At 49.0% G+C, this 11,510-nt stretch carries 12 protein-coding genes; 7 read left to right on the top strand and 5 right to left on the bottom strand.

Annotated features, from left to right (window positions below; translation table 11 throughout):
- Positions 1–48: 48 nt before the first annotated feature.
- The gene (locus J2I46_RS26075) at positions 49–468 is read right to left on the bottom strand and encodes a hotdog fold thioesterase (RefSeq protein WP_207332033.1); all 420 of its coding nucleotides are present in this window, start codon (positions 466–468) and stop codon (positions 49–51) included.
- Between the two features lie 64 nt (positions 469–532).
- On the opposite strand from J2I46_RS26075, the gene J2I46_RS26080 reads away from it, so the two are divergent.
- From J2I46_RS26080 to J2I46_RS26090, 3 genes are all read left to right on the top strand, one after another.
- Positions 533–1,168, top strand: coding sequence for a histidine phosphatase family protein (locus tag J2I46_RS26080; RefSeq protein ID WP_207332034.1), 636 nt, complete (start codon positions 533–535; stop codon positions 1,166–1,168).
- Positions 1,169–1,417: 249 nt separating this feature from the next.
- The gene (locus J2I46_RS26085) at positions 1,418–2,500 is read left to right on the top strand and encodes a sensor histidine kinase (RefSeq protein ID WP_207332035.1); all 1,083 of its coding nucleotides are present in this window, start codon (positions 1,418–1,420) and stop codon (positions 2,498–2,500) included.
- A gap of 96 nt (positions 2,501–2,596) precedes the next feature.
- Positions 2,597–3,340, top strand: a complete 744-nt coding sequence (locus J2I46_RS26090) for a LytR/AlgR family response regulator transcription factor (RefSeq protein ID WP_207332036.1) — start codon at positions 2,597–2,599, stop codon at positions 3,338–3,340.
- Positions 3,341–3,632: 292 nt separating this feature from the next.
- Here the strand turns inward: J2I46_RS26090 and J2I46_RS26095 are convergent, their stop codons facing one another.
- Complete coding sequence (locus tag J2I46_RS26095; RefSeq protein ID WP_207332037.1) at positions 3,633–3,794, bottom strand: lmo0937 family membrane protein; 162 nt, start codon at positions 3,792–3,794, stop codon at positions 3,633–3,635.
- Between the two features lie 502 nt (positions 3,795–4,296).
- On the opposite strand from J2I46_RS26095, the gene J2I46_RS26100 reads away from it, so the two are divergent.
- Together J2I46_RS26100 and J2I46_RS26105 are read left to right on the top strand one after the other, a co-directional pair.
- Positions 4,297–4,671 carry a response regulator gene (locus J2I46_RS26100; RefSeq protein WP_207332038.1) on the top strand — a complete coding sequence of 125 codons (375 nt, stop codon included), beginning with the start codon at positions 4,297–4,299 and terminating at the stop codon, positions 4,669–4,671.
- A gap of 129 nt (positions 4,672–4,800) precedes the next feature.
- Positions 4,801–6,273 carry a sigma-54-dependent transcriptional regulator gene (locus J2I46_RS26105; protein ID WP_207332039.1) on the top strand — a complete coding sequence of 491 codons (1,473 nt, stop codon included), beginning with the start codon at positions 4,801–4,803 and terminating at the stop codon, positions 6,271–6,273.
- A 50-nt stretch (positions 6,274–6,323) separates the two neighbouring features.
- Here J2I46_RS26105 and J2I46_RS26110 read toward each other — a convergent pair whose 3' ends face one another.
- Positions 6,324–6,968, bottom strand: coding sequence for a porin family protein (locus J2I46_RS26110; protein WP_207332040.1), 645 nt, complete (start codon positions 6,966–6,968; stop codon positions 6,324–6,326).
- 342 nt (positions 6,969–7,310) lie between these two features.
- On the opposite strand from J2I46_RS26110, the gene J2I46_RS26115 reads away from it, so the two are divergent.
- Complete coding sequence (locus tag J2I46_RS26115) at positions 7,311–7,760, top strand: response regulator (RefSeq protein ID WP_207332041.1); 450 nt, start codon at positions 7,311–7,313, stop codon at positions 7,758–7,760.
- A 73-nt stretch (positions 7,761–7,833) separates the two neighbouring features.
- Complete coding sequence (locus tag J2I46_RS26120) at positions 7,834–9,318, top strand: hybrid sensor histidine kinase/response regulator (RefSeq protein ID WP_207332042.1); 1,485 nt, start codon at positions 7,834–7,836, stop codon at positions 9,316–9,318.
- 82 nt (positions 9,319–9,400) lie between these two features.
- On the opposite strand, the gene J2I46_RS26125 is transcribed toward J2I46_RS26120, so the two are convergent.
- Positions 9,401–9,937 (bottom strand): hypothetical protein, encoded by a 537-nt coding sequence (locus J2I46_RS26125; RefSeq protein ID WP_207332043.1) that lies wholly within the window; start codon positions 9,935–9,937, stop codon positions 9,401–9,403.
- A gap of 9 nt (positions 9,938–9,946) precedes the next feature.
- Positions 9,947–11,353, bottom strand: coding sequence for a BamA/TamA family outer membrane protein (locus J2I46_RS26130; protein WP_207332044.1), 1,407 nt, complete (start codon positions 11,351–11,353; stop codon positions 9,947–9,949).
- Between the last annotated feature and the right edge of the window lie 157 nt (positions 11,354–11,510).

Below are 11,510 nucleotides of genomic sequence, written 5' to 3' on the forward strand. Positions count from 1 at the left end.
ATCAGCGTTTGAACTGATGTTGGTCAGGATTCTGATTGAGTAAAAACATTACTTGGCCGCGATGATAGCAATGGTCAGTCGGCTGATGCAGACGAGGCGGTCCTGTTCGTCGGTGATCCGAATATCCCAGACGTGGGTAGTACGCCCAATGTGAATGGGTGTGCATTTGCCGTAGACCCAGCCCGAACTCACTGACCGGATGTGATTGGCGTTTATCTCCAATCCCACGGCCCGTTGGGTGGTAGGGTCGCTGAGGCGCAGTACAGAGGCTATGCTACCTAATGATTCAGCCAGCACTACCGAAGCGCCACCATGCAAAATGCCAAACGGTTGGTGGGTACGTTCATCTACAGGCATACGGGCAGAGACGTGGCTATCGGTGGCTTCCAGGAACTCAATGCCGAGGTGACCAACAATCGATTTCCTGTTAAGTTCAATTAAACTCTCTAGTGTTAGAGTAGACTTCATAATGCGCTGATTTATCTGTAATTTTGCGGCCAAAATAGGTTACCCGAAGGTAACAACAACCGCTTTGGCACATAAAGACATTTATATAATTCGCCACGGTGAAACCGATTACAACCGCCGGGGCATTGTGCAGGGCAGTGGTGTCGACGCCGACCTAAACGAGATGGGCAGGGCTCAGGCGCTGGCTTTTTTCCAGGCCTATCAGCATGTGCCTTTTGCCAAGATTTACACCTCTACGCTGATACGTACCTATCAGACGGTCGAACCGTTTATCGAGCTGGGTATTCCGTTTGAAAAGCTAGCTGGTTTGAACGAGATCAGTTGGGGAATTATGGAGGGCAAGATTCCAAATACCCTTGCCGACGATTATTTTCGGAACCTGATCGAAAACTGGTCGGCCGGCAACACGGCTATGCCAACCGAACAGGGCGAAAGCCCCGAAGATGTGGCGGCCAGACAGCGCCCGGCAATGGCTCATATACTGGCTCAGCCCGATGAGTCGCCAGTGCTGGTGGCCATGCATGGCCGGGCTATGCGTATTCTGCTGTCATGGCTACTTAACAAACCGCTTGCCCGAATGGATGAATTTGAGCACAGCAACCTGTGTTTGTACAAACTAACTTACCAAACTAACAGTGCCACGTTCACGCTTGACATTGCCAACGATACTGCTCATCTGCTGGCGGTAAACACGTTCTAAAGGTCGGAAAAGTCGATAGCCGTAAGGTTGAAAAGCCTGTTTAGTGTTACTTACGCAAGTGTCTTACTGACGCGTAGGCAACGCCAAACAGGCTTTTCAGCCTTACGGCTATCGACCATCAACTTTCTCCTCCGCCTTCTTTTTCAACCGTTCATCCACGAATAGGATGGTTTCCCACAAACCACAGCGTTTTCGGGTATTGTTGCGTAGTTTCGTTAGTAGACCACTAGCGGGTCTGCTTTTTTCTGCATGTCGAAACAACGGATATACTGGTTTTGCCAGATCGTCGGCTGGACACTGCTCATCATGGTTGATTTTATCATCTACTGGATCGATGATGGGTTCAAACCGGAAGTGTTCTATCTGGCCATTGCCGATATAATGCTGGGCATCAGCCTTACGCATCTGTACCGCCTTACTATTCAGCGGTGGAACTGGGTACGTTTACCTTTTCTGCAACTCGTGCCGCGTGTGCTGGCGTCGGTGATTGTACTGGCATTTATCATGTCGGTAATCAACTTACCTGTAGACATTGAACTGATTACGAATCCGCAATTGCATGGGCTTTCGTTGTTTATGGCCACTATGGTAAGCTGGGTAAAGACCATGCTGGCCTGGGTGCTGAGTTATACAGCTTACCATTACGTGGAACGGACCCGACAAGCGGAGATCGAAAAAATTCTGCTGAAATCATCAATCCGAGAAACGGAGGCGAAAGTGTTACGTTCGCAATTAAACCCGCATTTTATGTTCAATGCGCTTAATAGCATTCGGGCATTGGTGTATGAGAACCCGCAGAAAGCACAGCTGGGAATTACGCAGCTTTCCAACATTCTACGGAATTCGCTGCTGGCCGACCGCCGCAAAACTGTTGAACTGCGCGAAGAAATTAAAACCGTACAGGATTATCTGGCGCTTGAGAAAGTTCGCTACGAAGAACGACTCGATTGCCGCGTCACCGTTGATCCGCAGGCGAGCTATTGGCAAGTTCCGCCCATGATGCTGCAAACACTGGTTGAAAACGCCATTAAACACGGAGTTTCGAAAGACGTGAACGGCGGTTTCGTTGAACTCGTTGGCCGAATCGTAACTGGTACGTCGGGGCGGGATGAGCTACATATCCGCATCCGGAATACAGGTACGTTGGGTGATAAACTGGCATCGGGCGGCTTTGGCCTCAAAAATACATCACAACGCCTCGACCTGTTGTATGGCGCTGAGGCCTATTTCACCATTGAGCAGGAAGCACCCGGTGTTGTTGTAGCCAACGTACAGATTCCCCAGCATTCAGATAGTATTTTTAAACCCGAACGCGAAACCCTTCATCAGTGAACAAGCACTTGCTGTTAAGTGGTAATGTTGCCTGTATACGGTATACCTGCGCTTGATAAGCAATGATTACTCGCTGACAATTGATACCTGCATCCCATGAGAACCCTAATTATCGATGATGAGCGGCTTGCCCGTAACGAACTGCGCCGTCTGCTCGAAAACTTCCCTAAAGTTGATATCGTTGGCGAAGCGGCCAATGCTGATGAAGCGTTACCGATGATCGACGAGCTTCAGCCCGACCTGTTGTTTCTGGATATTCAGATGCCCGGCAAGAATGGGTTCGAGTTGCTGCAGTCTATTGAAGGGAAAGCGCCGGAAGTGGTATTCACAACTGCCTACGATGAGTATGCCATCAAGGCGTTTGAATTCAATGCACTCGATTACTTGCTCAAACCGGTTGATCTTGCCCGCCTGAGTGAAGCTGTTCATCGGGTAGAGGAGGAGCTTCACCAAAGTACGGTAGCTGAACGCCCCGGCGCAGTAAAAGACCACACCAAGCTGCTGGGTGAAAATGATCAGGTGTTTGTAAAAGACGGCGAAAAATGCTGGTTTGTGAAGCTGGGTAAGGTGCGGCTGTTTGAATCGATGGGGAACTACGTGCGCTTATATTTCGATGATCAGAAACCACTGGTCCTGAAATCACTAAATGCGCTGGAAGATCGCCTCGATCCGGCTACGTATTTCCGGGCCAACCGAAAGCACATCATCAATCTGCAATGGATCGACAAGATTGAGCCCTGGTTTAGCGGTGGGCTACTGGTTACGTTGCGTGGTAGCAATGATAAAATCGAGATCAGCCGTCGGCAGGCTATTCGTTTCAAAGAGATGCTGAGTCTCTAAAAAAAGTCAACAGTCGGTAGCTGCTAGTCTGGAAAGTCTGTTTTCAGTGTTGCTCACGCGTAAGTAACATTAAAAACGACTTTCCAGACTAGTAGCTACCGATTGTTGACTTTTTTACAATAAAAATCCCTGCGTTCAAACTGACGCAGGGATTCCGTACCCACCGTAACTTGTACTTAACCTAAAATGAAACCATAAGGGCGAACCCTTACCAAACCTAAACGTACCACTAGTTTAGAATCAATTCTTGAGTGGCCTTATCGATCTGTGAACTACGTACCTGGCAATTGCCTCAGACGCCACGCCCACTAATCAGCCGAAACAGGACCGCTATGATTGCTATAACTAACAGAGCATGAATCAAACCACCCATTCCGAAGCCACCGAATCCGAAGAAACCGAGTGCCCAGATGATTACTAAGATCACTGCAATAGTGTACAGCAAATTTCCCATAACGTTCGTGTTGTTGAGTAAATCAGAAAGCCGTTAAGCTCACATTCTGTATATCTCTTTTGAAAATTCCGTGCCAGTTCGCAGCTTACCAGTAGTAAAAAGGTAGAAACAGGTCCTCACAAGATGAAAATGAGGGAGATACGCTGCTGAGATGCCTTTTTCAGCCAAAGTGAAAAAAGAAGCTATATATGTAGATTGTAGAAAACATTCCACACAATGGTGTTGCGCACTAGGCAACAAATCCACACTTTTCCCCAACTGGGAATCGGGCTCGAACGTAAACCCGGCAGGGCAATCACTTATTCATAGAGCTAACTGCTTCTATACGGGTCTTTTATCACTATGTGAGGTGTTTATTCGCGGCTGACGAAAAATCAGGCATCATATTTTATAGTAATTAGCTGACAACGAATATATAAAATTACGTGAGCATACTATGAATGGGGCAAGAGTAGGAGGGACGGTAACTAATTATACCTTCAGACCGGCCATCAACACCAATATGACAACTACGAAGCACGTATTGATAGTGGACGACGAGGCCGATATTTGCCTGCTGCTATCTGGGTTGCTTCGCCGATTAGGCTATCAGCCTACATGCGCGCATTTCCTGGAAGAAGGTCGTCAATGTTTGAGTCGTCAGCATTTTGACGCTATATTTCTGGACCTGAACTTACCCGACGGGATAGGCTTCGATTTGTTGCCAGTTATAAAAACAGGGCTTTCTATTACCGAAAGCCCAAAGGTGGTGATGATTAGTGCTTTTGATGGCATGGCAGAGCGGAAGCGCGCCAGCGATCAGGGAGCCGATTACTTTATGGGTAAACCATTTACCCGTAAAACCGTTGAACAGGCGTTAGAGTCTATACAGGTTTAATTGCACCTTTGTCTTTACGCTTTTGTTTCACAATGCAGGAGGCTAGTAAGGCTAGACCTAACGCATTTATAGCCTTTCCACCATTCCTTCGACCCGAGACGGTGTTACTAACCGGATCGGGTATTTCCTATGGAAAAAATCCTGATCATCGACGATAATAATGACATCTGTGTTTTGCTGGAGAAGTTTCTGACTAAACAGAAATACAAAACAGCTTCAGCGCAACGTGGTGAAGATGGTCTGTTGCTGCTTCGCAAGGAATCGTACGATCTGGTAATTTGCGATTTTAAGCTGCCCGACACTGACGGGCTTGAAATGCTCCGCCGCATAAAGGTGCTTAGCCCCAATACCGCAGTTATCATCATTACTGGTTACTCCGACGTTCGTATTGCGGTGCAGGCTTTAAAATACGGTGCCTTCGACTATGTAACGAAACCGCTGCTACCCGATGAGATTCTGTACACGATCAAAAGTGCATTAGATAAAAAGGGAGTAAGCAGTACCAGTGCTAAAGCATCACCAGCTGCGGTTGTTGAGCCGGAGAAACCCGTTGTTACCAAGCCAGCCCGAGCCGGACGAAATGATCTGGCACCGAACGGTAAACGGTTTATTTTTGGTAAAAGCCGGGCCGCCGAGCAACTCCAGAAACACATTGAGCTGATCGCACCCACCAACATGTCGGTTATTATTACCGGCGAAACTGGTACGGGAAAGGAATTCGTAGCCAATGCCATTCACCTGAGTAGTAAGCGGGCCGAAAAACCATTTGTAGCCATCGATTGCGGTGCACTATCGAAAGAACTGGCGGGGAGTGAACTGTTTGGTCACGTAAAAGGGGCATTTACAGGCGCAACTTCAGATAAGATGGGGAGCTTTGAATACGCTACCGGAGGTACGTTGTTTCTGGATGAAATCGGTAACCTTTCTTACGAAAACCAGATAAAACTGCTGCGCGTGCTGCAGGAGCGGAAGATCAAACGCGTTGGCGGTAATAACGACATCAATGTTGACGTCCGTATTCTGTGCGCAACGAACGAAGACCTCCGCGACGCCGTTCGGCAAGGCCGGTTTCGCGAAGACATTTTTCATCGCCTCGACGAGTTCCGCATCGACCTGCCCGCACTGCGTGAGCGCCGAGCCGACATTATGATGTTTGCCGAGCATTTTCTAGAGGTGGCCAATCGTCAGTTGGAGAAAGACGTTTTAGGTTTCGATGATGAAGCCAAAGAGAAATTCAAAGACTACTACTGGCATGGTAACCTGCGTGAGTTGCAGAACGTTGTGAAACGGGCTGTGTTGCTTACTCAGGGCGATTACATCACGGTTGATGTGTTGCCGCACGAAATTGTATCGCCTACCTATATTTCGGCTGAAGAGTCGGCTGGCTTTGTAGTAGATGCCGTACGCCCGGGTTCGCCGCCCATCATGCAACAGCCTTCGCAGGGAGGAAACCTGAAGTCTGTGTCTGAAAGTGCTGAGCGGGCTGCCATTTTAAAGGTGTTGGAAAAAACGGGTTACAACAAAACAAAGGCAGCCGAAGTACTGAACATTGATCGCAAAACGCTTTATAATAAACTGAAAGCGTATGACATCCATCTTTAATCGGTTTACGGATATCAGTCTTTTTCGCAGACTGATATCCGTAAGCTGGTTTAGTTGAAGCTGTAGCCAATCGAAAGAAGACCAACTCCGTTTTTGGCATTGCTGAATATCGCCTGCGACGCCGTTGTATTAGCAATCTTCTGAAGGCCCTGCGTGTAACGTACCCCGAGTAATACCTGACCGAAATAGACGTTCAGACCACCCGCCAAACCATAGTCTACGCGGTTAAACTGATCGGCATTGAGGTTGATAGCTGAATTGCCCACGATGCCGCCTGTATTGCTTACGTTTGAATTAAGAAGGTAACCTGCATAGGGTCCTGCCTGAATTTCAACCGCATCGCCAAGCTTCAACGTGGCCAGTACAGGCAGATCGATATAGTTTAGGTTAAACGAGGCCTGGCTATCTTGACCTAGTAAACGGTAGTTTGACGAAGCCCCTTTGTTTACGTACAACAATTCAGGCTGAATGGCGAAGGCTGAACCAACAGGAATTTGTGTAAAAACACCCGCGTGAAAACCAATACGCTCTTTCCGGTTTGAAAAGTCTACCTCGTTGAACTGAAGCGTGCTGGCCGAAAGGCCTCCTTTTATACCCGTACGTGCCCGGCCCTGAGCCACAGCATCTGTGGTAGTTGAGACAATCCCAGCTGCAGTCAACAGAGCCAGTGCTAGTGTTGTGATTGATGATTTCATGACGTTGATATTGATTGTTGTGAAAGTTGGATAAAGCGTAATGAACTATGTATTCATCAATTGACAGAGACAAATCTGTGCCAGTTTATGAATTCTACAATTTATAGTTGGAGTAAGTGGTTGATAATGAGATTTTTAGTTGCAGGTAAAATTGTACTGCGCCTAAATGAACTTCCTTGTTTTGACAAGTAGTTGCGGACACCACTCCACACTTTCGGGCTGTAGAGGCAACACTGTAGACCTGCCTGGTGCTATTAATTGGATTCAATGACCGTAGAGTTGCTGGGGTAAATGTTAACTTAGCTTTCGATCAACTGACTAACCGGTATTCGCCGATTTTGCATGACAAACGCTACGTCAACCACTGTAAAAACAATACTGATTGCTGATGATGATGCCGACGATAGGTTGTTCATGATTGAAGCGCTTCGCCACAATGGATTTCGCCATGAAGTGAAGTTTGTTGAGGATGGCGAAGATCTTATGAATTATTTAACGCACCAGAACGGATTCAACGCCGAGAATGCGCCCCTACCCAGCCTGATCCTGCTTGATCTGAACATGCCACGTAAGAACGGCTTTCAGGCGCTGGCCGAGATCCGTAGCAACATGGGTCTACGGCGTTTACCGGTGGTTGTTATGTCGACCTCTACGGCCAATGGTGATGTAGTTAAAACCTACGAGATAGGAGTGAACTCATACATTGTGAAACCCCATAATTTCAACCGCCTGGTTGAGGTGGTCAATTCGTTAAAATATTATTGGCTGGAAACGGTTCAACTGCCAGTCTGATACGTGACTACGGTAGTTGTGAAGCGTCTTTAACGCACATGACTGCTCTCTACTTTTTGCTCAACTCAAACTTATGAATACTGCCGTCATCCTGCCAACTCCCGACGTGTCTGATAAAGCTGCTACCATTCGTGTACTGCTGGTTGAGGACGATGAAGATGACTACATTCTGACTCGCACGTTGATGAGTGCGCCCGAGAATCGTAACCTCCGCCTGGATTGGGTTGAAGGATATGATGAGGCTTTCGAGCGAATCACAGCCAACGGGTATGATGTATACCTGATTGATTATCGCCTGGGCGAGCGAACGGGTATTGAACTGATCCAGGAAGCGACTGATGCTGGTTGTCAGGCTCCCATGATCCTGCTAACAGGGCAGGATGACCAGTCGATTGATTACTCGGCTATGGCTATCGGTGCATCTGATTATCTGGTAAAGGGGCGAATCGACGCTCAATTGCTTGGCCGTAGCGTACGCTATGCTCTGCGGCAGGCCGAATCGTTGGCAAAATCAGTTGAACAGGAGAAGAAATACCGCTCGTTGTTCGAGCGGTCGTTCGACGCTATTTTTGTTGCCGACAGTCACATGCAGTTTCGGGATGTGAACCCGTCTGTTGAGAAACTGCTGGGATACAGTCGTGATGAACTGCTGCACATAAACCCAGCCCGGCTTTTCGATCGGCTCGATGCGTTGCGTCAATTACGCTTCTCGGTACGGGAATTCAACCAGATCAAAGATTTTGAAACGACGATCGTCAGCAAAGAAGGCCGCAAGCGTATATGCCTGATCTCGGTCTGGGCCGTTGATGATGCTGCTGGCCGCCCGGTCTGGTATCAGGGCATTGTGCGTGACATTACAGAACAGAAAAAGGCACAGCAGGAGCTGATCATTGCCGAAAAGCTGACCATGACGGGAAAACTTGCCCGAAGCATTGCTCATGAGGTCAGGAATCCGTTGACGAACTTAAGTTTGGCACTCGACCAACTGCGCGACGAGCTAGGCGAGAATCAGGAAGAAACGCAGCTCTATACCGATATCATCGGGCGGAACGTGGAGCGAATCAGTACGTTGATCACCGACATGCTGAACTCGTCGAAACCCCGTGAACTGGACCGGAAACCACAGGATCTGAACGCTGTTGTCCGCGATACGCTTGGGCTCGTTACCGACCGTATCAAACTCAAGCAGATGCAGTTGGTCACCAATTACACTACTGACGACTGCGTGGCCCCCCTTGATCTGGAACAGGTACGTATGGCCCTGGCCAACATCCTGATCAATGCCGTTGAAGCGATGGAGCCTGGCGTAGGTAAGTTATGGATAGACACGCACTGCCTCGACGACACGCAGGTGTGCGTCATTATTCGCGATAACGGAAGCGGCATTGCTCCTGAAAATATTCAGCGGCTGTTCGATCCTTTCTTCACCGGCAAACAGAGTGGTATGGGATTGGGGCTTACCGCCACCCAAAATATTGTAACCAGTCACCGCGGCCACATCGACGTAGACAGCGAAATGGGCCATGGTACCACCTTCAAGATTACCTTCCCGAAATAGGGTCAAATCGTCTGTTTTCAAGTGCGCTGACAACCCGATTGCCATCTGGTCGCAAGTAGTCGGCGCACTTGAAAACAGGAGACTATTGTATTGTCAGTTTAAGGCCAAAATCCTTTCCTTTCGAAACGTCTTTCAGAGTTACGTTTCCGCGCTTCCAGGCTAACGTACCTGCGCTGGTTGTAGATGGGCCGTAGCGGGCAGTCAGGTACGTTGCCAATTCCTGCTGGTACGTTTTCACGGCACTGGCGCTGTTCAGGTAAAAATCGACCTGAATGCTTGAAACCTTGTTTCCCGCCTGAAAATATTGGTAATCAATCGATTCGAGATTGTCAAATTCTTGTGTGTACCCAATATGGCTGGCGTCCTGTTCAAAGGCTTCCGCTTTTTCGGTGGCTTTGGCAGCCGTGAAATCATCGCCCAGGTTTACGTTTCTCCAGTCGTGATCACTGGTTAAGCCCAGGCTGGACAGAGTGGGGGTGAGGTCTACAGTTGCCGATGTTTCGGTAGCGGCAGAGTCAATGCGGCTCGAATCGGCGGTGGTAGTAGCATCAGACGATTGGCGGCTGGTGCAGGCAGCCACGGTACCTATGAGGAAGAGGGAGACGAAAAGGCGTTTCATACCGCGAAGCTACAACTCGCGCTGAATGTTCAGGAAAAAACCCGTCTCCCGTTGTGCATTTACAACCGTGCTGAACCGGAAAACCATATTGTAGTACGTAACCACGTCGAGGCTAAGGCCCCCGCTATACAGCCAGCGGTTGGCCAAGCGGCTCTGGTATTTTTCAGCTATTGTACTGTTTACATAACCAGCATCGGCAATTAACGATAGATACGCGGCAATGGGTACGGTATTGAACTGCCGTATTGGAATCCATTTCCATTCTTTTTTCACGTCGAACAGGCGAAAGCGAATGTTATTGCGAAATACGCCGTAACGGTTTCCTTCAATCACATAGAGTTCGTAACCCCGAATAACGTCATCGCCCACACCAAGGCCACGGGTTGTGAAATAGGGCTGGCGCGTTGCCCATACGTTACGCAACCGAACCGTGTTGGCCGCAAAGAAGCGTTTACCCAGCGGGTAGTAGCGACTTACGCCTACCAGTAAGTCTGTTTGGGTCAGATCGGCGTTGGGCATCCAGCCCGAATGCGCTACCATGGCGGTCAGTAAGGTGCCCTGCAGGGCATAGGCTACGTTGTCTCGCCGGTCGTAGCGGTAATTGTAGGTAAGCGTCAGAAACTGCTGCCGGGTACGTCCATCCAGGAAATAATCGGGATTGAGACTGGCCACCGTGTCGGCAATGGTATTGTTGGTATAACGGGCCTCCAGCTCATGGAAATTATAGAAACCATCGCGGCGGGTAATACCGATGCTGGTAGTGAGGCGCGTACGTAGCATATTAAGCCCGTCGGGGCGAATGTATTCCCACTTATCGCGAAAAGGGCGGTAGGCTATCTCGCGGTTGGTAGCGTAGTAAAAGTCGGCGTTGGCCCCGATCCGCTGTGCTTTGTCTATGTAGGGCCGATCATACGACATGATATATTTGGGAGTAAAACCGGTCTGGGCCACTGCCGTTAGTTTGTCATTTCGGCCCGTGAAGTTTTTCCAGCTGAGTTGAAGGCCGTAGTTGGTTCGGCGGAGGTCATGCCCCCGGTCATACCACCATTCGTTCAGATTCCGGTCGGCAAGCTCGAAGATGGGCACTACGAAAATATACCACCGTTCTTTCATTGTCACCGTTATATCAACGGGCCGGTTTTCGGGCGGGGCGGTAGAGTCTTCAACGGCCGCCACATCAACGGAGATAAACAGATTCGTATTCCAGATTTTGCGCTGGTCCCAGGCTATCTTTTTGGGCAACTCGCTGCGGCGCAGCGTATCGCCCGTGTGGATGGCCATTTCCCGGAAAATAATCCGGTCGCGGGTACGTGCATTGCCCACTAGCTTTACCGACCTAACCACCACGGCCGAATCGGCGGGGGCAGGTACAGCCGTCAGCTGCCAGAGCGAAAAAATGAACGTAAAAAGCGACATAACGGGCAGGAGAGCGGGCTGCAATGGGTGCAGTGTTCTACAATAAACGAAATTCGGAGCTTATTGGATGAATTGTGCCCCCAGTGAATAGAAAACGGCTTTGGCAACCTCTAAGGTAAGAAAATAACCCAACTCCATCGCCGAATCATGCAATGGT

Source organism: Fibrella forsythiae (assembly GCF_017353175.1).
In the GTDB taxonomy this organism is placed as follows: Bacteria; Bacteroidota; Bacteroidia; order Cytophagales; family Spirosomataceae; genus Fibrella; species Fibrella forsythiae.